We start from the raw sequence: 21,207 nt of genomic DNA, 5'->3' as shown, positions 1-21,207 counted from the left end.
CTCGACGCGACCGCCCCTGACTTGACTACACCTGACGTGACCGCGCCCGGCACCCCAGCTCGCGATCGGCTCGCCGACGCCCCGCTACTGCGCGCCGCGCGGGGGGAGGCGACGCGGCATACGCCCGTGTGGTTCATGCGCCAGGCCGGACGCTCGTTGCCGGAATACCGCGCGCTGCGGGAAGGCGTCGCCATGCTGGAGAGCTGCCGCCGGCCAGACCTGGTCACCGAGATCACGCTGCAACCGGTCCGCCGGCACGGCGTCGACGCCGCAATCTTCTTCTCCGACATCGTCGTTCCCGTCGCGGCGGTCGGGCTCGGCATCGACATCGTCCCCGGGGTGGGTCCCGTCGTCGCCGAGCCCATTCGCACACGCGCCGACCTCGACCGGCTCCCGCCGCTGACCCCCGACCTGGTTCCGGACATCACTGAGTCGGTGCGACTCCTGGTCGCCGAACTGGGCGAGACCCCCTTGATCGGCTTCGCCGGCGCCCCGTTCACGCTGGCCAGCTATCTGGTCGAGGGCGGCCCAAGCCGCAATCACGTCAAGACCAAGGCGCTGATGCACGGCGACCCGCAGCTCTGGCATGACCTGTGCGAGCGGCTGGCGACGATCTCCGGGGCCTTCCTCACCGTCCAGGTCGAGGCCGGGGCCAGCGCCGTGCAACTGTTCGACTCCTGGGCCGGCGCGCTGTCCCGCGCGGATTACGATCAGCACGTGCGCCCCCATAGCGCGCGCGTCCTCACCGAGATCGGCCGCCTCGGCGTGCCGCGCATCCACTTCGGCGTCGGCACCGGGGAGTTGCTCGAATCGATGGCGACCGCCGGCGCCGATGTCATCGGCGTCGACTACCGCGTGAACCTTGGCGAGGCGATCGGTCGCGTCGGCGGCTCGTATGCCGTGCAGGGCAATCTCGACCCGGCCCTCCTCTTCGCCCCGTGGGAGGTGCTCGAAGCCCAAACCCGGCGGATCCTCCACGAGGGCGAGGCGGCTCCGGGCCACGTCTTCAACCTCGGCCACGGCGTGCTGCCCGAGACCGACCCGACGGTCTTGACCCGCCTGGTCGCCCTCGTGCACGAACTCACGAACCGCGCGTAGCCGATTCGGCCGACTCGGTCGCCTCGGGCGACGTCTTCCTCGGCGACGTACCCGGCTGCGGTGAGGACGCCGCATACACCCGGCTGGGCTTGGCGGCCGCACGCCGGCGCCGCCACACCCAGGCGAACGGCAGCGCCACGATGCCGAGCAGGATCAGGAACGGCAGGACGGCCCCGAGCACGGTCAGCAGCGCGACCATGGAGGCGACGAAGGCCTTCCATCCCTTCTTCAGGCCGCCGAGGAATCCGCTGGCGGGCGTCTCTTCGACCTCGACCAGCGTGGGGTCGGTGGTCACATTGATGGTGATCGGCGAGCGGGCCGTCTGCCGCTCCAGGCTCGCCAGCCGCGCCTGAATCGCCTCCAAATTGGCCTGCCGGGTCGAGAGTTCGTCCTCAAGCCTCACCAACTGGTCGATATTGGACGTCTTGTCGATGAGGTCCTGGATGCGCGCGACGGACTTCTTCATCGAGGTGACGCGCGCCTGCACATCGACATACTCCTCAGTGACGTTCTCGGTTTCGGAATGCCGGTCGAGGACGGTCCCGATCGCCTGGAGCTTGTCGAGCGTCGGATCGAGGGCATCGACCGGGACCGAGATCACCAGCACGGCGTAGGTGCTCGGGTTGACTCCTACCTTCGAGGGGCTGTCGGAGGTACTGCTCGCCGGGTAGCTGCCGATGTTCTCCGACAGGACGAACCCTTGGGCCGCGAGATTGATGGCGCGCACCTTGGCGGTCGCCTCGCCGATGTCCTTGACCTTCAGCGACAACGTGGCGGTGCGCACGAGTTTCTGATCGGCGACGTCGACGCCACTCTCCGTCTTTGTGTCACCGTCCTTGCCCACTGCCGAACCGACGGCCGACCGGGTCGCGTTGTCTTGGGCGTATGCCGTATTCGGCGATGACGCAGCGGCTCCACCAACCGATGCACTCTGGTCTCCGCTGCCGCTGCAGCCACCAACGAGGGCGACGGCGGCCAGGATCGCGGCGGCTCCGGCAAGGCGGGGACGGGTGGACGATGCTGATCGGGTCATGGCGGAGGCTCCCTAGTCGCGGTGCGATGGCGGCGGTGATGGAGAGTCGACGTCAGGCCGGGGGTCGGCGGTTCCAGCTTCGCGTGCAATCGTGGGGTATGTGCGTCGAATCGTTATCGTCGGTGGTGGCATCGCCGGGCTGAGTGCGGCCTGGGAACTCGTCTCGCGGTGGCGAGGCGACGTCGACGTCACCGTTCTCGACGGCGCGGACCGGGTCGGCGGGAAGCTGCGCCGGGAAGTCATCGGTGGTCGGTTGGTCGACGTGGGGGCGGAGTCCATGTTGGCGACGCGGCCGGAGGCCGTGGACCTGATCACCGAAATCGGTGCCGCCGACCTCTTGGTCACGCCCGCCACGTCATCGGCGTCGGTCCTCTCCCGTGGCCGCCTCCATCCGCTGCCGCGCGGCACCCTCATGGGCATCCCCGGCGATGCCGCAGATGCCCGCGGCATCCTGGATGAGGCCGAGGAGGCGCGGGCGCGGGACGAGTGGCCCCACCCGCGCCTCGACTCCGATGTCAGCGTCGGCGACTTCGTCGGCGCCGCGCTCGGCCCCGCCGTGGTCGACCGGCTGGTCGAGCCGCTCCTCGGCGGGGTGTATGCCGGGCATGCCGCCTCCCTCTCGCTCGCCGCGACCATGCCGACGGTGTATGCCGCGGCCTCCCGTGCCCGGCCTCTGCTCGACCTCGTTGCCGAGCACCGACAAGCCGTCCTGAGTGGCACTGGAGCGAGTCCGTTTGTCGGGATCCGGGGAGGAGTGGGTCACCTGCCTGGTTTGGTCGAGCAGGCCATCCGGGACGCAGGCGGAGCCGTTCGCTCTCACCAGATGGTCCGCGCGGTGGAGTCCACCGGCTCGGCGTGGCACGTGACGTCCGGACCGGTTCCGGATGCCCGGGTGACCGAGTGCGATGGCGTCATCCTCGCCACGCCGGCCGCGGCGACCCGACGGCTGCTCGGCCCGTTGGCTCCGTCCGCTGGCGAGGCCTTAAGTGAGATCGAGACGGCCTCGGTGGCGCTGGTGACCTTCGCCTTCCCGACAACCGGGACGCCGGAACTGTCCGGCTCGGGCTTCCTCGTCCCGCCCATCGAAGGCCTCGCTATCAAGGCCGCCACCTTCAGCAGCCAGAAGTGGGGCTGGCTGGCCGACGCCGCACGAACGGTGCGCTACGTCCGCGTGTCCCTCGGCCGGCATGGAGACGAGGCCGACTTGCAGCAGCACGACGACGACTTGGCCGATCTCGCGCTGCGCGAACTGGGTCAGGTCACCGGGCTGAGCTTCCCGGCACCGCTCGACATCCATGTTCAGCGGTGGGGTGGGGGACTGCCGCAGTATGCCGTCGGTCACCTCACCCGCGTCGCCCGGATCCGGGCCGCCATGTCGGCGCTGCCACGGCTCGAGGTGGCCGGCGCGGCATACACCGGGGTGGGAATCCCGGCCGTCATCGCCTCCGGCCGCGAGGCGGCCCGGGCGTTGGCCACCGATCTCGGGTTGAGAGACTGAGGCCATGTCGAGCAGTCCCAACCCCGCTACGTCCACCCCTGCCAAGCCCAATCCCGGCAAGCCCAGCCCCGCACGCATGCGCGAGATCAACGACACCATCCGGTATGCCATGTGGTCGGTCTTCGCCGTCGACACGCCCATCGGCGAGGGGGATCGCGACGCCTTGGCACTGGAGGCCGAGACCTTCCTCGGCGCCCTCGCCGCCGAGGATGTCGTGGTCCGCGGGTGTTATGACGTCGCCGGGTTGCGGGCCGACGCCGATCTGATGATCTGGTGGCACGCGGAGGACGCCGAGTCGCTGCAGCGGGCCTACAAGGCGTTCCTGCGCACGGGTGTGGGGCGGCACCTGAAGCCGGTGTGGTCCAACCTGGCCCTGCACCGACCCGCGGAGTTCAACAAAAGCCACATCCCGGCCTTCCTCGCCGACGAGCACGCCCGCAACTTCGTGTGCGTCTATCCCTTCGTCCGCTCCTACGACTGGTACGTGCTTGAGGATGCCGAACGTCGCGACATGCTGCGGGAGCACGGGCAGATGGCCCGCGACTATCCCGACGTGCGCGCCAACACGATCGCGTCCTTCGCGCTCGGTGACTACGAGTGGGTGTTGGCGTTCGAGGCAGACAAACTCCACCGCATTGTCGATCTCATGCGCGAGTTGCGAGCCTCGCGGGCCCGCCTGCACGTGCGCGAAGAGATCCCGTTCTTCACCGGCCCGCGCCGCGAGATCACCGATCTCGTCCGCGAGTTGCGTTGAGGCGCAACCCGGTTCGCGCGTCGCTCAGTCGGCGCCGGCGTCGCGGAAGGTCATCGAGATCGAGTTGATGCAGTAGCGCTGGTCGGTCGGCGTCGCATACCCCTCGCCTTCGAAGACGTGGCCGAGATGGCTACCGCAGTTGGCACAGCGCACCTCGACCCGGGGGCGTCCGGGCAGGGACCGGTCCTCGATGTATTCGACCCGGTCCCCGGCCAGCGGGGCATAGAAGGACGGCCAACCGCAGTGACTCTCGAACTTCTCGGTCGAGGTGAACAACTCCGCGCCGCACGCGCGGCAGGCGTAGACGCCCGAGGCCTTGCTGTCCGTGAACTCGCCGGTGAAGGGTCGCTCGGTCCCGGCCTCCCGCAGGACATGGAACTCCGCGGGGGTCAGTCGCGCCCGCCACTCGTCCTCGGGAAGATTCACCGCATACTGCTTGCTGCCGCCCGCCAATCCGCTCATAGCACTGCACAATAGATTGTTCATGGTCGTGGCGGGCCTCGGCGTAGCCGCCGCTTATCCCGGGAGGCGCGATGCCCGATTCGCTGCTCGACGGTGACAACGGAGCAGTCGGCAGACCCATCGGTCGCCTGGTCGCCGGAGCGGCCGCGCTCTCGGCGGGGGCGGTCGTGGGCACCGGTGCTGCCTCCCTGGCCGGCGCGGCCTACTTCGCCCGCAAGGTCCTGACCCCGGATCGCCACCGACCCGATGACGTCGAGATTGCGAGCGTCACCTCGGCGGAGGTCGAGTTCGTCGCTGGCCCGGAAACCCTCGTCCCCGGTCGGTATGGCGTGTGGTTCGACGCCGGCGCCGGTCATGCCCGCGTGGGGGAGATCCGGTGGACGTCGGCGGATGGGACCCGGGTTGCCCGGGACCTGCTTGCGGTCGATGCCGGTGAGCTCGCGCCCGGGCCGGCGCGCTGGAATCCTTACTTCTATTGGGGTCCACCTCCGGTCAGCCTGGGCTTGGCAGCCGAGGACGTCCTGATCGACAGCGACGTCGGGCCGATGCCCGCCTGGCTCCTGCCGGGGGAGGACCCGCAACGATGGGCGATCCTCGTCCACGGCCGCGGGGCGTTGCGGGAGGAGTGCCTGCGCGCGGTGGCGCCGCTGCGGGCCACGCGGCATACGATCCTCATCCCTGCCTATCGCAACGACGAGGACGCCCCGCCCGGCCCCGACGGGCGCTACAACCTGGGCCTGTCCGAGTGGCGCGATATCGACGCTGCTTTGGCGTATGCCGTGGCCCACGGCGCGCGGTCAGTCGTCCTCGTCGGGTGGTCGATGGGCGGTGCCATCGTCCTGCAGACCCTCGACCGGTCGGAGTTGGCCGCGATGGTGAGCGCCGTCGTCCTCGATGGGCCGGTGGTCGACTGGGGCGACGTCCTGCAGCACCATGCCCGGCTCAACCACGTGCCCGCGCCGATCCACCACTTGAGCCATACGATCATGGGCCGGCACTGGTCGCGACGGATCGTCGGGGTGCACGAGAGCGTCGATGTGGCGCGCACCAATTGGGTGGCGCGGGCGGCGGAACTGCGGCACCGCATGCTGCTGATTCACAGTGCGGACGACGAATTCGTGCCGTTCGGACCGTCGCTGGCGCTGGCCAGGGCTCGGCCCGACCTGGTCACGTGGGTTCCGTGGGACACCGCCCGGCACTGCAAGGAGTGGAACACCGACCCGCAGCGCTGGGATGCGGCAGTGACAAGCTTCCTCGACGACCTGGCTCAGTAGCTCACGTCCCACAACCCGATCAAGGTCCCATCGATGTCGAGCAGGTGGCGACGCGTGAGATGCGCGTCGCTCGGGCGCCCCTCGGTGATGCGCGGGTGATGGTCGCCGCTGATGAGCCGCGCGACATACGACAGGGCCAACTCGTCAACGAGCCCCTCGGCGAGCAGTGCGGAGAAGAACCGCGGACCGCCCTCGGAAAGGATGCGCGTCCAGCCCGCGGCCACGAGCCGAGCCTTCATCGCGGCGAGGTCGACCTCGTGGTCGCCGAGCACCCATACGTGCTCCTCTCCGAGGAGATCGCGAGCGTCCGTCAGCGTCGCGGCGTCGGCGCAGGTGACCAGGATCGCTCCGCCCCCGGCGGCGTCGGGGGAGGTGCGCCACTCGCGCGGGATGAGGCCGGAGCGGGTGACGGCCACCACCGGTGGTTCGCCGTCGACGGCTGGCCGGAATCCCTCGACATGCGCCGTTTGAGCCCCGACCAAAACGACCTGGGAGAGTTCGCGATTGAGGTTGTAGACCAGCTTGTCGGCGGGGTTGTTGATCGACCCCGACCGTCCGTCGCTGCCATTGGCGGCCCCGTCGAGGGTGGCCACGAAGTTCATCCTCAGGGTCGGGTGGTCGGGATACGCATAGAGCTCACGGAGGTCGTCCGTGCTGATCGAGGAGGCGTGCAGGAGTCTCAAGTCCATCTGGGCATTGTCTCGCGCGAGACCTGCCATGATGCCGCCATGGGCAAGGACAAGAAGGCCAAGAAGAAGGACAAGAAGAAGTCCCGCGAGGACAAGGTCAAGCTCGCGGCGGCCAAGGGCGTCGTCGAAGAAGTGGCGGCCAAGAACGCGGCCCTGAAGTCGGCTGCCAAGGCCGAAGCCAAGGCCGTGGTGGCCGCAGCCGCCGAGGCCGCCAAGGTCGCCACGACCAAGGCTGCCAAGGCCGCGAAGAGCGACTCCCCATCACCGGCCGATTTCGAGCGGGCGCTGCGGGTAGGGCCCGACTTCGTCCTCGCCGACCTCGATCCGGAATCCCACCCCGGGTTCGAGGGCGATCGGGCCGAGGGGGAGGCCATGATGGCCGGCCTCGCCGATAGGGTCGCCGATCTCCAAGAGCGGCTATATGCCGATTCCAAAGCCGGCGGCAAGCGCTCGGTCCTGCTCGTGGTTCAGGGAATGGACACCTCCGGCAAGGGCGGCATCATGCGCCACGTCGTGGGAGCGGTCGACCCCCAGGGCGTGGACATCACCGCCTTCAAGGCGCCCACGGCCGAGGAGCGCGAGCACCCGTTCCTGTGGCGCATCGAGAGGGCGCTGCCGACGCCCGGGGTGGTCGGGGTTTTCGACCGCTCGCAGTACGAGGACGTGCTCATCGTCCGGGTGCACGACTTGGTGCCGCGGGCTCAATGGGCGCGCCGCTATGCCCAGATCAACGCCTTCGAGAAGCGCGCCGCGGCTGCTGGCATCACGATCGTCAAGGTGATGTTGCACATCTCGAAGGACGAGCAGAAGGCCCGGCTCGCCGAGCGGCTGGCCAACCCGGAGAAATACTGGAAGTTCAACCCGGGAGACATCGACGAGCGCGGCCATTGGGACGCCTACATGGAGGCCTACCAGGCGGTTTTGGACAAGTGCTCGACGGAGGTTGCGCCCTGGTATGTCGTGCCGGCCAACGCCAAGTGGTACGCCCGCCTGGCCGTGATGAACCTCCTCCTCGACGCCCTGACCCGACTCGACCCGCAGTGGCCGGCGGCGGAGTTCGACGTGGCCGAGCAGCAGGCTCGGCTGGCTGAGAGCTGAATCGCGGGACGACTCAGCGGCGAGGCGTGGCCCGGTCGATCAGGATTCGACCGGGCGCGCCCGACGCGATCGCGGCGGGCAGCGTCCCGAAGGTCAGGCCGCGGTCCGGGCCGAGCCGGGTGAGCGCGAACGCCTCGGCAACTTCCGGTGGGGCGTAGCGCACAAGCAAGCTCGCCTGCAGGGTGAGGGCGAGCCGCTCGACAAGGGAACGTGCCAGCCAGGGCGCGTCCGCGGCATACGCCTGGGTGGAGACGCTCTCGATCTCGTCAATGGCGGTGTCCACCAACGAGATCGCTCCGCGAGCCAAGGCGCACTCCTTGGCGAGGGCAGCGAGGCTGGCGGGCTCACGCGTGATAGCCCGCAGGACATCGAGCGCGTTGACATTGCCCGAGCCCTCCCAGATCGAGTTCAGCGGCGCCTCGCGATAGAGGCGGGCGAGGCCGTTCTCCTCGATGTAGCCCAGCCCGCCGAGGCATTCCAGGGCCTCGGCGACGGCGGGGGAGGTGCGCTTGCAGACCCAGAACTTGCCGATCGCCACGCCGAGGCGGGCGAAGTCGCTCTCGCCCTCGTCGATCGCGTGCGCCAGGCGCAGCGCCAATAGCGTCGCTGCCTCCGACTCCACGGCCAGGTCCGCTAGGACGTTACGCATGAGCGGCTGGTCGATGAGAGTCGCGCCGAAGGCTGCCCGATGCTGTGTATGGTGCACCGCCCGCGCCAGCGCCTGCCGGATCGTCGCCGCCGAGCCCAGGATGCAGTCGAGTCGCGTCGCCGCGACCATGTCCAAGATCGTGCGTATGCCGCGCCCCGGCTCCCCGACCGGCGTCGCCCACGTGCCCGCGAACTCGACCTCGGAACTGGCGTTGGCCCGGTTGCCCAGCTTGTTCTTCAGTCGCTGGATGGCGAAGGCGTTGCGGGTGCCGTCGGGCAGAACGCGCGGCAGCAGGTAGCAGCCGAGCCCGTCCGGCCCTTGGGCGAGGACCAGGAAGCCGTCGCTCATCGGGGCGGAGCAGAACCACTTGTGCCCCGTCAGGCGGACGCTGTCCGAGCCCAGCGGGCCGGCGACGTCGGGGGTGGCCGTCGTGGTGTTAGCCCGCACATCCGAGCCGCCCTGCTTCTCGGTCATCCCCATCCCGACGATCGCCCCGGCCTTGTCCGCGACGGGGACCAGCCGCGGGTCGTACACCCGGGAGGCGAGCCGGGGGAGCCATTCCCCCGCGAGAGCCGGCGTATGCCGCAGGGCCGGCCCCGCGGCATACGTCATGGAAACGGGGCACAGGTGGGCGTTCTCCACTTGGGACCAGAGGTAGAAGCCGGTCGCGCGGCGCACGTGGGCACCCGTGCCCGCGTTCGCGAGCCAAGGCTCGGCGCCCAAACCGTGGCCCACGGCAACCGTCATGAGCGCGTGGTATGCCGGGTGGTAGTCGACTTCGTCGAGGCGATTGCCGACGGCGTCGTGCGTGCGCAGGACCGGGGGATAGGTGTCGGCTTGATCGGCCCAGCGCGCGGGGTCGGACGTCGCGGCAAGACGGGCCAGTTCGGTCACGTCGCCGCGAGACGGACTCCAGCGGTCTAGGGCTGCGACCAGAGCGGGATCGCCGGCAAGGAGGTCATAACCGCCGAAGGGTGGCGGCTGATTGCGGACCTCGTGCGTCGTCATGGGCGGACTATAGGTCGCGGCTGGTGGGGTGCGGCCGGCGAGGATGAGTAGACCGCCTCACGCGGTGGCGGCGGGACCGGCGCCAGGATCGAGGCATGAACACTCGGTGTGGTGCCTGGGCAGTCGGAGCGATCGTCCTGGCCGGGTCGCTGGTGGGGTGCGGCAACATGGTCCAGACGGAGATCACCGGCATCGTCGGGGTTGTGCTCGACGCGCAGGGCAGCCCCGTGCTGATGGTGGATCCGTGCGGTGCCACATTCGACCGGATTACGGTCGTTGCCCTCGACCGGCCGGAGAACTCGCCGGAGGCGACCAACACCTCCCTCCTGACCCTCACGTCGTCGTCGCCGCTGAGTTCTCGGTTCACCGTCGACCCGGGCGCGCCGACGGCGCCGTGGAGTGCCGATCGGCCGCTGCCCCTGCGAGACGCGCACCGGGCCGTTATCGACGTCTCCTCGACCTCCGCGCAGCGGGGGACGACCCCGGTGGAGGTGAGCGACGCGGCATACGAGAAATTGGTTCAGGGAGATGTCCTGGTGCGGCAAGGGGAGGTGTGGACGCGGGCCGAGTTCGACCAGCGCGCCTGCCGACCGGACACCTGGCCGGCGGTGAATGCATCGTGAGCACGGCCATGCCCGTGTGTCGTCCCAGTGGAAACACCTGTCACAGTTACCGTTGAACCTGTGGTCGAGAAGAAGCGCGCGCTCCGGCGGCTCCTCGCCCGGTTCCCGCGGGTGCTGATGTTCGCGCGCCTGGTCGCCGAGACCGTCCGCGTCTGCCTGCGTTATCGCGTCACCGGCCTCGCGGCCGAGGCGGGCTTCTTCGCGCTGCTGTCGTTCCCGCCCCTGGTGCTCGGCCTCTTCGGCGGCGTCGGCTACCTCGGCACGTGGATCGGCGACGTCACCATCGACTCGTTCATCCGGCAAATCCAGACGTATGCGGGGACCTTCCTCACCCAGGACATCATCGACGACCTGCTGCTACCGACGGTGAGTGACGTGTTCCGCGGTGGGCGCGGTGATTTGATTTCGATCGGATTCGTGCTCGCACTGTGGTCGGGTTCGCGGGCGCTGAACGTTTTCGTGGACACGATCTCGATCATGTATGGGCAGTCCGGCGTCCGCGGGATCGTGCGAACCCGCACGCTGAGCTTCACGCTCTATCTGGCGAGTTTGGTCATCGGCGTCATAGTGATCCCGTTGATGTTCATCGGGCCGACGTGGCTGGGTCGGATCCTGCCGGATCGGCTCGACATCCTGGTGGCGCTGTATTGGCCCGTGGTCACGGTGTTGGTCGTGGCCACATTGACGACGCTATATCACATCGCCACGCCGAAGAAGACCCCATGGGTGCGGGACCTGCCCGGTGCCGTCGTGACGTTGATCCTGTGGGCGCTGGCCTCGTATGTCCTGCGCGGCACCATTGCCGCCTCGCTTGGGGGCAGCTCGATCTATGGGCCGCTGTCCACCCCGATCGTGCTGCTGATCTGGTTCTACTTCATCGCGATCTCGGTGTTGATCGGGGCCGCCTTCAACGCCGCCACACTGCAGCTTCGGCCGGCCGAACGCGAGGTGGTCACGCTCCGCGAACGCATGCGCCGGCCGCTGACGCCCTTCCCCGAAGGCGCCGAGGAGGGCGGCGAAAACCCACGATTTGGGGAAGCGGTCCTGGATCGGTTAAGGTCTCTGAGCGCACGAACGAAGGCAACTTCGGACGTCGCCAGTGCGGATGTAGCTCAGTTGGTAGAGCGCAACCTTGCCAAGGTTGAGGTCGCCGGTTCGAGGCCGGTCATCCGCTCGGAGGGTTAATTTTGGCCCCCATTTGGTGGAGTGGCCGAGAGGCGAGGCAGCGGCCTGCAAAGCCGCGTACACGGGTTCAAATCCCGTCTCCACCTCGAGCAAGACCCTGGACGACCCCGGGCGATTGGCGCAGTGGTAGCGCGCTTCCTTGACACGGAAGAGGTCACTGGTTCAAACCCAGTATCGCCCACCAGCACAAAACGGTCCCTGACCAGCGGAAACGCCAGGTCAGGGGCCGCTCGCATTTCCGGGCCAATCGAGTTCGGGAGACTTCCCGGCGCTTTGGGAGACCTTCTGGCTGTCAGAAGGTCTCCCAAAGCGCCGGGTACTGGGATTGGGCGGGAATCCGGCAAGGGGGGTGGGCTCACACGGAGAGCGGGTGGCGCGTCATACCTGGTATGACTGCCTGCGTGACCGTGCCCGTGCATACCGTGATCGACTCGCCTATTGGGCCCCTGACCGCGGTCGCGGAGGGGGAGGCGCTCACCGGGCTCTATTTCGCCCCGCACCGGCGCCGGGACCGGCTGCCGGACTTCGGGCCGCTGGTGGAACCGGGGGAGTTGTTCCGGGCCGTGGAGAGCCAACTGCGCGACTATTTCGCCGGCCGCCGACGGGAGTTCGACGTTCCCCTGGCACCCCGCGGAGACGCCTTCTCCCAGTCCGTGTGGGCGCTGCTGCGCGGCATACCGTATGGCGAGACGCGCTCCTATGGACAACTCGCCCAGGCGTTGGGTCGCCCGGGCGCGGCCCAGGCGGTGGGAGCCGCAAACGGGGTCAATCCGATCAGCATCATCGTGCCCTGCCATCGCGTCATCGGCGCGGACGGGAGCCTGACGGGCTACGCGGGCGGCCTCGATCGCAAGCGCTTCCTGCTGGAGCTCGAGCGTCCGGAAGCCGAGGACGACGGCCGGCTCTTCTGAGCCGCAGTGGCTGCGGCTTTCCGGAATGCCGGAGCCACGGGAAACGTGTGACACCATGCCTGCCAAGGACAAGGCACCCTCGGGGGAGTGGACCACATACAAGAACCTGGACGGCACCATCGACGCGCCCTCCTTCGGCTCGCGATGGCCGGAGTCACCGCCAGCGCACTGGTGGCAACCGCAAGCGCGCCGGGAGGCGGAACGGCCGAGGCCGCGGCACCCCCGCCGCCCATTCCGGCGCGGAGCACTGCCGACTTCCTCGACTCGCTCGGCATCGTCACACACCTGAGCGATCGCGAATACCCCAAGGGCGAGGTCATCCTCGCGAAGTTGCGCGAGTTGGGGATCAAGCACGTCCGGACCAACAGCCATGTCATCCCCGGTGACCCCGGCTACGGCCGGGCCATCAAGACGTCGATTCTGTTGGGCAAGAACGGTTATGGGCTGCACTTCACCGCGCTGCGGCCGATGATGTCCGACCCTACCGAAGCCGACATCGAGGCCGCGATCGAGCTGCGCCTCAAATACATCATCGACAACGGTCTGACGCCCTACACCGAGGCCGTGGAGACCTTCAACGAGTACGACAAGGTCTATCCCCGGGTCAACAACTGGCCCGAGGCGCTGAAGGCGTCGATGATCTATCTGAATGCCCAACGCGGTCGCCTCGCCCCCGGAACTGACATCCTCGGTCCGGCGCTCGTCGGATTCGACCTGCCCAACACGGCCCCGCTCATGCAAACAGACGCTGAGGGGCGTCCGATGAACACCTACTTCGACTCCGGCAACCTGCACTCCTACTACATCGGGGCGAAGCCGGAGTCCGTCTTCAAGGACTCGACGCCGGAGGCTCGGCCAAGTCCGTTCAACACCTATCCGGGCAAGTTGACGAAGGCGATCAATCTGCGCCAGCGGATCCGCTCCTACGCCTACAACATCTCCAAAGACAAGCCGATCATGCTCACCGAGACCGGCTACAACAACGACCCCAACGGGCTCTACACGGGTCGGATCGACGAGAAGAGTTCGGGCACCTATATGCCCCGCGCCTACCTCGAGGCGTTCCGGATCGGCATGCAGCGCACCTTCATGTATGAGCTGTACGACGAGCCCAGCGCGATGCCGCAGTACCAGCGCTATTTCGGCTTTTACCGCCCGGACGGCTCCCCGAAGCCGCAAGCGGTGACGGTCTCGAAGCTGACGATCCTCCTGGGCGGGGGGACGGACTTCGCCACGACCGCGCTGCCCGTTCGGATCACCGACCTGTCGGCCGCCGGCGTGCAGAAGGTCCTCCTCCAGAAGCGACCTGGCGAGTGGTGGCTGGCCGTATGGCGCCCGGTGTCGGTCTGGGACTACCTCAAGTACGCCCCGATCCCGCGCACGGCCTCGCCGCTGCAATTGACCTTCGCCGCGCCGCAGAAGGTCGAGGTACACAAGGATGTCTCCCTCACTCGCGACACCACCGCCCCCTCCACGCCGGTGACCTCGCTGAAGCTGAACGTCGGCCCCGATGTCACGCTCGTCAAGATCACGGGATGACCCCAACGCCCTGATGAACGACAAAGGTGGGCCCGCCGTCCGACTGGACGGCGGGCCCACCTTTAGACGCGGCGTAGCCCACGTCGTGGTCGATCAGCCCTGCGTCAGGGAGTCGACCATCCAGCGCGATCGGCTTGTCGAGGGTGAACGGATCCGACTCGAAGCGCCGCTGGCTGGCGCTGAGGACACCGGCATAGTCCTCGAGCTTGTCGCAGAACTCGGAGTCGCCGCGCTTCAGGCTGGCGATGGCGCCCGCCTCGGGCTCGGTCCAGGCGAAGTTCACGACATCAAAGACATAGGCAGCGTATGCCGCAGCCCCCTTGGAGTCGTTCTTCTGCGGCGCTCGGCATCTTCGGAAGCTTCGGCGGCTTGGCCGAGGCGCTCGACGAGGACGACTCCGATGCGCTCGAGCTTCCGGACGCCGAGGAGGACGAGGTCGACCCGCTTGCCGAGGTGGAGCTGGCAGCGGAGGAGGAGTTCGATGCGCCGGCCGTGCTCACGGCGCTGGTGGAGGTGTCGGAGTCCGAGGTCGAGGAGCAACCGGCAGCGCCGAGCAACAAAGCGACGCCGACGGCTATGGTCCGAACGGAGGTGAGCGTGGTGCTCATGTGAGGGAGTCTTCTTGTGTGCGGGTGGGTGAAGTGACCTCTCGCCGAACGTCGCGATGCCCCCGGTTCGCGCACGAACCAGGGGCACCACTGCCGATCACCGTGAGTTGCCCGGTCAGGCCTTGGTCAGGGCTGGAATCGCAAAGATCGAGGTGTTGCCGATCGCGTCCGTCGTGGTCACGGTGATGGGCTTGTTCGCCGGCTGGCCCGTCGACGCGCTCCACGCGCCTGAGGAGCTGGCCGTGACCGTGGTCAGGTAGGTCTTGCCCATCCGGCCGAGCTTGTTGGCGGCCACGAAGACCTCGACCTTGCAGCCGGCGCACGTCGTGCCCGAGACCGTCCCGCCAGAACCGGCGACGATCGTCGGCGGCTGGATGTTGTCCTGGACCATCGTTGCCGCCGAGCTCCACACGAACTGGATGCCCGTGCCCGAGTAGGTGCTGTTCTGCGTGATGGTGTTCATCCACGTGCGCTGCTCCGGGCCGGTCGGGTAGCTGCCGGTGGAGGAGATGCGGATGCCGACGGGGTTGCCGGCGATGGTGTTCTGCTTGATCATCGTGCCGTAGACGCCGCGCTGGAGCTGGATGCCGGCAATGGCGTTGCCGCCCAGAACCCCGGCGGGCGTGACCCCGATGTAGTTGTTCTGCAGCAGGACGTGGTGGTGACCCTTGTCGATCAGGACGCCACCCTTCTTGTTGGACACGATGAGATTGCTCATGGCGGTGTTGTCGTGGGGGAGACCCTCGGTGACGCCGGCCTCCGTGCACCCAGCCGGGTTCTCCCGAGCAGGGTCACCACAGAACTTCGGCCCTTCGAAGCGAATGCCCCACAACGAGTTGGCCGCGTAGCTCGCGACGGTCCCGTCCGCGGCCGACCCGATCTTGTTGCCCAAGACGAGGTTGGAGTTGGTGTTGCGGCCGTGGGAGACCTCGATGCCGGAGCCCCAGTTGCCCGAGAGGACGTTGCCCTCATTGGCGTTGAGGCCGCCGACGATATTGCCGTAGGTGTAGTTGATGTCCACACCCTGCGAGCCGTTGGGGCGCGCCGCGGTGCCGTCCGGAGTCAACCCGATGACATTGTTCTGAACGTAATTGCCGGTCGTGGGCGCGAACGACAATGTCACGCCACGGTTGCCGCAGCCGGAGATGACATTGCGGTCGGCCAGGGCGGGCGTGCCGATGCGGTTGCCGCTCGGGCCCTGTTGCAGGAGGATGCCGAGGCTGAGGGCGTTGACCGTTGTCGTCCCGAACGTGCCGGCCGCATTGGTGCAGACGAAGTTGCCCACGATCCGGTTGTTGTCGGCAGGGTCGCCCATCAGGGAGATCTGCTTCCAGAAGTTGTAGATCGACAGCCCCGTCACCACATTGTTAGGCGTCGAGATGGCGATGCCGTCGAACGTGCCCGGCCCCTTGCCCTTGAGCTCGATCTTGATCTGGGCGTTGCTGACCAGGGCGTTGGTGTTGGCCGAGGCGCCCGGCTGGCTGTAGCCATTGATGGTGATCCCGGCGACATTGGTGAGCGCCGGGAGCTTGGTCGCCGGGGCGATGGTCTGAACGCCGCTGCCGGGGATGTTGAAGTTGATGATGGCCGAACCGGAGTTCTTGTTGGCTTCCATGATGGCGGCCCGAAGCGTGCAGTCGCCGGCGGACGTCGCGCAGACCCCGTCGGCCTTGGCATCCGCGGAGTCGAGCGTCGAGTTGACGACGAAAGTGGCCCCGGCGGCCGCGGTGGCGGTCGGAGCGAAGGCCGCGGCGGATGCCACGAGCGTCGTGCCAAGCGCGACGGCGAACGTCGCGCGCACCCCACGGCGGGCAGGGCGAACCGGGTTCAGCAAGGTGAGTCTCCAAGATTGAGTGGATTGGTCCCCCCCAATGGGGCCCGAGTGAGGATAGCGCACCTATCACAAAAGACCAGGCCGGGTGGCTGTTGCCACCCGGCCTGTTGTGCCAACCGTCGATCAACTCTTGAGCGTGACCGGGGTCTGGAACTGTGAGGTGTCCCGCGTCTTGTTGGTCGCGGTCGCCGTGATCGGGGAGCCGCTGGAGGCCCCCGACAAGGTGGCGCTGAAGGTGCCAGCGCTGTTGGCCGTCACGGTCGCCAAGTAGGTGCGCCCGGCCTTCACGCCGCTACCCGCGGCGACGAAGAGCTCGACGGTGCAGCCTGCGCACGTCTTGCCGGTGACCTTCTTGCCGGAGCCCGCGACCAGCGTCGGAGGCTTCATGCCGTGCTGCACCATCGACGCCGAGGAGACGTAGTTGAAGATGATGCCATTGGTGTTGAACATGCTGTTGCGGCTGATCAGGTTGCCGTAGGTGGTCTGCTCCTTGCCCGTGGGGTCCCCACCAACGCTGGAGATCTGAATAGCCGTCGGGCTGTTGGCGATGATGTTGCCCGAGATGGTCTGGTTCCAGGGGCCACGCTGCAGCATGATGCCGCCGATGGAGTTCCCGGCGTTGGAGCCGGACTTCGTCACGCCGATCCAGTTGCCGGTGATCGACACGCGGTTGTGGCCCTTGTCGATCATGATGCCGCCGGACCGGTTGGAGACGATGACATTGGCCCGCGCGTAGTTGTTGTGCGGCACGCCTTCGACGACCTGCGCGTCCGTGCACCCGCCGGGGTTGGGCTTGCCCGGCTTGCCACAGAAGTAGGGGCCTTCGAAACGGATACCCCAGAGGGCGTTCGCGGCATACGACGCCGCAGCACCCGTGGGAGTGGTCCCAAGGAGGTTGCCCACGATCTGGTTGTCGTGGTTGCCCTTGCCGTGGGAGTCCTCGACGGCGGAGCCACCATTGCCCGAGATGATGTTGGCCATGCCGGGACCATCGCCACCGACCAGGTTGTGGTCGGTGTAGTTGATGTCGACCGCGTTCGAGCGGTTCGGCCGCGCGGCCGCCCCATTGGGCGTCAGACCGACGATGTTGTTCTGGATGGTGTTGTTGACCGTGGGCTGGAACGACAAGACGATCCCGCGGTTGCCACAGCCGGAGACGACATTGCGGTCGGCGGGCGCGGGGGTGCCGACCTTGTTGCCGCTGGCACCCTTCTGAAGCACGATGCCGATCTGCTTGCCGCTCACGGCGGACTGCACCGTCGCGGCAGCGTTCGTGCACACGATGTTGCCGACGATGCGGTTGTTGTCGGCAGTCAGCCCCGTGACCAAGATCTGGTTGATGAAGTTGTAAATCGAGATGCCCCGCACCACGTTGTTGCTGGTGCCCTGGAAGACCAAGCCGTCGAACGACGTAGGACCGTTGCCGCGGATCTCGATCTTGATCTGGGCGTTGCTGACGACCGTGGAGGTGTTCACGGACGAGCCCGGCTGCGAGTAGCCGTTGATCGTCACGCCGGACTTGTTGGTCAGGGTGGGCAGGCGCGAGCCGATCTGGATGGTCTTGGTCCCGCTGCCGGCGATGTTGAAGTTGACGGTGACCGCTTGGGTCGCCCAGTTGGCCTCCATCAGCGCGGCGCGCAAGGTGCAGACATTGGTGGCCGTCTTGCACTGGCCGTTCTTGCCCGAGTCCGGGGGGTCGGCGGTCGAGTTGACCGTAAAGGTCACGGCGGGGCGCCGCCCCGGCAGTCGGGGCGACGGCCGCAGCTCCCGTAACCACGACGGAGGCACCGAGCGCCACCGTCGACAAACGAGTCACGGCGCGCGCCGAGGCCCGACGAACTGATCTGAACATTGCTACTCCCAGCATTGAGTGAATGGGGCGGACCGCGGCCCCCCGGGGACCCCGCGTGGCAGGCTACCGCACCAACCCGCATACGACACCCCCGTGTTCGCGGGGTGAGCGGGTCTGGTATGCCGTTTGCGCTGCTCACCGACGCAGCGCCACCGCCGGGGCGAACGGGGAGGTGTTCCCGGTTTTGTCCGTGGACGTGGCCGTGATCGGGGTGCCTTTCGTCCCGCTCAGGGTCGTCGAGAAAGACCCATTGGCCCTGGCCACGACAGACTTGAGCAGGGATTTGCCGGTTTCCCGGCCCGGGCCATCGGCGACGTAGAAGTCGACCTTGCATCCGGCGCACGTGGTGCCCTTGACGATGCGGTTGGGTGCCGACATAAGGGTGGGCGCGGCCATACCGTTCTGCACCATCTTGGCCCCGGAGGCGAAGGAGAACTGGATGCCCAGGGCGTCCCACATCCGGTTGTTGGTGATCCGGTTGTTGTAGGTGCGCTGCTCCATTCCGATGGGATACGCCCCCGTGGAGGAGATGCGGACGCCGACCGGATTGTGGGCCAACAGATTTCCCTGGATGAGCATGCCGAAGCTGCCCCGCTGAATCTCGACGCCGGCGACCTGGTTCGCCGCGGAGGCTCCGGACTTGGTCTCCCCGATCCAGTTGCCGAGGACCTTGACCTTGTTGTGTCCCTTGTCGATCAGGATGCCGGACTTGCCATTGCCGACGATGACGTTGGCGCGCGCCGTGTTATTGGTCGGCAGGCCTTCGGACACATCGGCGGCCGTGCAGCCATTGGGGAATGGCCGACCAGGAGTGCCACAGAACTTCGGGCCCTCGAAGCGGATGCCCCACAACGCATTGCCCGACCATGACGTGGCCTCGCCCGACGGCGCCGCACCGATGAGGTTGCCGGCGACCAGGTTGTCGTGGGTGTTGCTCGTGTGGGACACCTCGACGCCGGACCCGCCATTGCCGGAGATCACATTGCCTTGGCCCGGCTGCGTCCCGCCGATGGTGTTGTTGGACGTGTAGTTGATGTCGATACCGATGGAGCGATTCGGCAGGGCCGCGGTCGCCGAGGGGTTGAGCCCGACGATGTTGTTCTGCACGACATTGTTGGTCGTCGGCTTGAAGGCCATCGAGACGCCGCGATTGCCGCAGCCGGAGATGACATTGCGGTCGCCCAGGGCAGGCGAGCCGATGACATTGCCGCTTGCCCCCTTCTGCAGCATGATCCCGATCTGGATGCCCATCGGCGCGGACCCGACTGTCCCGGCGGCATTCGTGCACACAAAGCTGCCGACGACCCGATTGTTGTCGGCCCTATTGCCCCGGATCGAGATCTGGTTCGTGAAGTTGTAGAGCGAGATGCCGGTGACGACGTTGTTGGGGCTAAGGATCTCCAAGCCGTCGAACGTGCCGGGTCCCTTGCCCTTGAGCTCCACCTTGAGCAGGGCATTGCTGGCCGTAGGGGACGTATTGCGCAGCGTGCCGGGCTGGCTGTAGCCGTCGATGACGATGCCGGCCGGATTGGTCAGTGCCGGCAGCGCTGACCCGATCTCCAGAACACGAGCCCCGGTGCCGGGCATGCCGAAGTTGATGATCGCGCGATCCCCGGCCGCATTCGCCTCGGTCAGGGCCGCCCGCAAGGTGCACTTCTTCAATGCCGTCAGGCAGGTGCCGTCGCGCGTGACATCGGGTTCGTCCCCGATCGAGTTGACGACGAAGGTCACCGGTTCGCGCGCCCCGGCCGCCGGGCTCGCCGCAGACGCGATGCCCGCGGTTCCCAGTGCCAGAACGCTCGCTCCCGCTCCGACGAACGCCATGCCGAGAGCGCGTCGCATGGGCAAGGACAACAGGAACATGGTTCGTAAAGCTCCGCTCGAGTCAGCATCACCGGCGGGTCCGTGCCCGCCCACGGAAGGGAACTGCCCGCAGCGTTCCCGATGCCGCGACGGTAGCACGCGCGCCTGAGGAGCCCGGGGACGATCGCGGCTAGCAGGGGTGCCGAGTCGGGGCGCCCGGGGAGGGCACGGCCATACGTCCGCGCCATAGTCTGGGCGCGTGAGTCTCGTTGTGGGAGCAGACGGTTTGGGCCGGCCGTCGTGGGCGGCCCACGATCCGCTGTTGCGCGACTACTACGACACCGAGTGGGGTATGCCGGTGCGCGACGAGCACGGGTTGTTCGAGCGGCTCTCGCTCGAGGCGTTCCAGTCGGGGCTGTCCTGGGCCACGATCTTGCGCAAGCGTCCCGCCTTTCGGCGGGCCTTCGACGGCTTCGATCCGGACCGGGTCGCGGGTTATGACAAGGATGACGCCGCCCGGTTGCTGACGGACGCCTCGATCGTGCGCAATCGACGCAAGATCGAGGCGACCATCGCGAACGCTCGGGCCACCGTGGCACTCCGGGAGAGCGGGGGACTGGCCGACTTCATCTGGAGCTTTCAGCCCACCGAGACCCCGCGCCCACTGACGCAGGGCGACGTTCCGACGCAATCGCCGGAGTCCCTGGCGCTGTCGAAGGCGCTGAAGCGGGCCGGCTTCGCCCACGTCGGACCGACCACGATGTTTGCGCTGATGGAAGCCGTCGGCATCCTCGACACCCACCTGCTCGGCTCGCACCGACGCGGCACGTCCGGCGTGTGGTCCTGACCCTTACCGCGAGCGCAGCACCGCGCCGATCGTGGGGTTGGCGGCGCAGTAGTCGCGCACCAGCACGCGGGCGGTCGTGACAGAGTCGATCAGCGGGTGGAGCGCGAAGGCCCGCACCGCCGCCGCTCGGGAGCCGGTGGTCGCCGCCTCGATCGTCGCCCGTTCGACGTCCTTCACCTGAGCGACCAAGCCCTGCATGTGCAAGTCCAAAGGCGTGGTGGGTCGCGGCGAAACCCCGCGAGCGGTGACCGCGCACGGGACCTCGGCCACCGCGTCGTCGGGCAGCCCGACCTGTGCCCCCGCGCGGACATTGAGGATCAACTGCGCGGGTATGCCGCCCGCGAGCGCCCGCATGAGCGACAGTGCCACGCCTTCATACCCGCCGCTGACGAGGTCCTCCTCGTGCCGGTGCGCGTCCACCCCCCGGGCGGCCGCCATATAG

Annotated in this window: 19 protein-coding genes, 3 tRNA genes and 1 pseudogene; 14 read left to right on the top strand and 9 right to left on the bottom strand. The window is 67.7% G+C overall.

Annotation, left to right across the window (positions count from 1 at the left end):
• Positions 1–21: 21 nt before the first annotated feature.
• Positions 22–1,098: a uroporphyrinogen decarboxylase gene (hemE, locus tag BN13_RS03370; protein WP_407667889.1), complete on the top strand. Its 1,077-nt coding sequence runs from the start codon at positions 22–24 to the stop codon at positions 1,096–1,098.
• Here the strand turns inward: hemE and BN13_RS03365 are convergent.
• Positions 1,082–2,131 carry a DUF4349 domain-containing protein gene (locus BN13_RS03365; RefSeq protein ID WP_048544427.1) on the bottom strand — a complete coding sequence of 350 codons (1,050 nt, stop codon included), beginning with the start codon at positions 2,129–2,131 and terminating at the stop codon, positions 1,082–1,084. The genes hemE and BN13_RS03365 overlap by 17 nt on opposite strands.
• Before the next feature lie 100 nt (positions 2,132–2,231).
• Here BN13_RS03365 and hemG point away from each other — a divergent pair, with 100 nt between their 5' ends.
• Together hemG and hemQ are read left to right on the top strand one after the other, a co-directional pair.
• Entirely contained in the window at positions 2,232–3,629 is a 1,398-nt protein-coding gene (gene hemG, locus BN13_RS03360) for a protoporphyrinogen oxidase (RefSeq protein WP_084733539.1), read from the top strand.
• Positions 3,630–3,633: 4 nt separating this feature from the next.
• Positions 3,634–4,383, top strand: coding sequence for a hydrogen peroxide-dependent heme synthase (gene hemQ, locus BN13_RS03355; RefSeq protein ID WP_048544423.1), 750 nt, complete (start codon positions 3,634–3,636; stop codon positions 4,381–4,383).
• 24 nt (positions 4,384–4,407) lie between these two features.
• Here hemQ and msrB read toward each other — a convergent pair whose 3' ends face one another.
• Positions 4,408–4,845 carry a peptide-methionine (R)-S-oxide reductase MsrB gene (gene msrB, locus BN13_RS03350; protein WP_048544421.1) on the bottom strand — a complete coding sequence of 146 codons (438 nt, stop codon included), beginning with the start codon at positions 4,843–4,845 and terminating at the stop codon, positions 4,408–4,410.
• Between the two features lie 71 nt (positions 4,846–4,916).
• On the opposite strand from msrB, the gene BN13_RS03345 reads away from it, so the two are divergent.
• Positions 4,917–6,119, top strand: coding sequence for an alpha/beta hydrolase family protein (locus BN13_RS03345; protein WP_084733538.1), 1,203 nt, complete (start codon positions 4,917–4,919; stop codon positions 6,117–6,119).
• Here BN13_RS03345 and BN13_RS03340 read toward each other — a convergent pair.
• On the bottom strand, positions 6,113–6,808 hold the full coding sequence (locus BN13_RS03340) for a dihydrofolate reductase family protein (protein ID WP_048544419.1): 696 nt from the start codon (positions 6,806–6,808) through the stop codon (positions 6,113–6,115). The two genes, BN13_RS03345 and BN13_RS03340, sit on opposite strands and share 7 nt — an antisense overlap.
• A gap of 39 nt (positions 6,809–6,847) precedes the next feature.
• Between BN13_RS03340 and BN13_RS03335 the strand changes: the two genes are divergently transcribed.
• The gene (locus tag BN13_RS03335) at positions 6,848–7,906 is read left to right on the top strand and encodes a polyphosphate kinase 2 family protein (protein ID WP_084733537.1); all 1,059 of its coding nucleotides are present in this window, start codon (positions 6,848–6,850) and stop codon (positions 7,904–7,906) included.
• A 13-nt stretch (positions 7,907–7,919) separates the two neighbouring features.
• On the opposite strand, the gene BN13_RS03330 is transcribed toward BN13_RS03335, so the two are convergent.
• Positions 7,920–9,563 (bottom strand): acyl-CoA dehydrogenase family protein, encoded by a 1,644-nt coding sequence (locus BN13_RS03330; protein ID WP_048544417.1) that lies wholly within the window; start codon positions 9,561–9,563, stop codon positions 7,920–7,922.
• 95 nt (positions 9,564–9,658) lie between these two features.
• On the opposite strand from BN13_RS03330, the gene BN13_RS03325 reads away from it, so the two are divergent.
• The 7 genes and pseudogenes from BN13_RS03325 (at position 9,659) to BN13_RS03295 (ending at position 13,821) form a co-directional block, all read left to right on the top strand.
• Positions 9,659–10,186 (top strand): hypothetical protein, encoded by a 528-nt coding sequence (locus BN13_RS03325; protein WP_048544415.1) that lies wholly within the window; start codon positions 9,659–9,661, stop codon positions 10,184–10,186.
• Between the two features lie 117 nt (positions 10,187–10,303).
• Positions 10,304–11,092 (top strand): annotated as a pseudogene (locus BN13_RS18515) (YihY/virulence factor BrkB family protein); the annotation flags it as partial.
• A 195-nt stretch (positions 11,093–11,287) separates the two neighbouring features.
• Positions 11,288–11,360 (top strand) — tRNA-Gly (locus tag BN13_RS03315).
• 26 nt (positions 11,361–11,386) lie between these two features.
• Positions 11,387–11,457, top strand: a tRNA-Cys gene (locus BN13_RS03310).
• A gap of 23 nt (positions 11,458–11,480) precedes the next feature.
• A tRNA-Val gene (locus BN13_RS03305) sits at positions 11,481–11,555 on the top strand.
• Between the two features lie 223 nt (positions 11,556–11,778).
• The gene (locus BN13_RS03300) at positions 11,779–12,282 is read left to right on the top strand and encodes a methylated-DNA--[protein]-cysteine S-methyltransferase (protein ID WP_407667888.1); all 504 of its coding nucleotides are present in this window, start codon (positions 11,779–11,781) and stop codon (positions 12,280–12,282) included.
• Positions 12,283–12,426: 144 nt separating this feature from the next.
• Positions 12,427–13,821, top strand: a complete 1,395-nt coding sequence (locus BN13_RS03295; RefSeq protein WP_048544412.1) for a hypothetical protein — start codon at positions 12,427–12,429, stop codon at positions 13,819–13,821.
• Here the strand turns inward: BN13_RS03295 and BN13_RS03290 are convergent.
• Positions 13,811–14,104 (bottom strand): hypothetical protein, encoded by a 294-nt coding sequence (locus tag BN13_RS03290; protein WP_048544411.1) that lies wholly within the window; start codon positions 14,102–14,104, stop codon positions 13,811–13,813. The genes BN13_RS03295 and BN13_RS03290 overlap by 11 nt on opposite strands.
• A gap of 86 nt (positions 14,105–14,190) precedes the next feature.
• Here BN13_RS03290 and BN13_RS03285 point away from each other — a divergent pair, with 86 nt between their 5' ends.
• Positions 14,191–14,433 (top strand): hypothetical protein, encoded by a 243-nt coding sequence (locus tag BN13_RS03285; protein WP_162199906.1) that lies wholly within the window; start codon positions 14,191–14,193, stop codon positions 14,431–14,433.
• A gap of 111 nt (positions 14,434–14,544) precedes the next feature.
• Here BN13_RS03285 and BN13_RS03280 read toward each other — a convergent pair whose 3' ends face one another.
• The 3 genes from BN13_RS03280 to BN13_RS03270 all read right to left on the bottom strand — a co-directional run bounded on the left by BN13_RS03280 (position 14,545) and on the right by BN13_RS03270 (position 19,978).
• Entirely contained in the window at positions 14,545–16,263 is a 1,719-nt protein-coding gene (locus tag BN13_RS03280) for a hypothetical protein (protein WP_157038407.1), read from the bottom strand.
• A gap of 123 nt (positions 16,264–16,386) precedes the next feature.
• A complete protein-coding gene (locus BN13_RS03275; protein ID WP_048544404.1) occupies positions 16,387–17,988 on the bottom strand; it encodes an Ig-like domain-containing protein in 1,602 nt (533 codons plus the stop codon).
• Between the two features lie 262 nt (positions 17,989–18,250).
• Positions 18,251–19,978 carry a right-handed parallel beta-helix repeat-containing protein gene (locus BN13_RS03270; protein WP_048544403.1) on the bottom strand — a complete coding sequence of 576 codons (1,728 nt, stop codon included), beginning with the start codon at positions 19,976–19,978 and terminating at the stop codon, positions 18,251–18,253.
• Between the two features lie 199 nt (positions 19,979–20,177).
• Here BN13_RS03270 and BN13_RS03265 point away from each other — a divergent pair, with 199 nt between their 5' ends.
• The gene (locus BN13_RS03265) at positions 20,178–20,765 is read left to right on the top strand and encodes a DNA-3-methyladenine glycosylase I (RefSeq protein WP_048544401.1); all 588 of its coding nucleotides are present in this window, start codon (positions 20,178–20,180) and stop codon (positions 20,763–20,765) included.
• Positions 20,766–20,768: 3 nt separating this feature from the next.
• Here the strand turns inward: BN13_RS03265 and BN13_RS03260 are convergent.
• On the bottom strand, positions 20,769–21,207 hold a 439-nt coding region (locus BN13_RS03260; RefSeq protein WP_456152381.1), incomplete at its 5' end, for a family 4 glycosyl hydrolase.

It is taken from the genome of Nostocoides jenkinsii Ben 74 (genome assembly GCF_001046875.1).
Taxonomy (GTDB): Bacteria; Actinomycetota; Actinomycetes; order Actinomycetales; family Dermatophilaceae; genus Nostocoides_A; species Nostocoides_A jenkinsii.
This window is presented reverse-complemented; position numbering and strand designations above follow the sequence as displayed.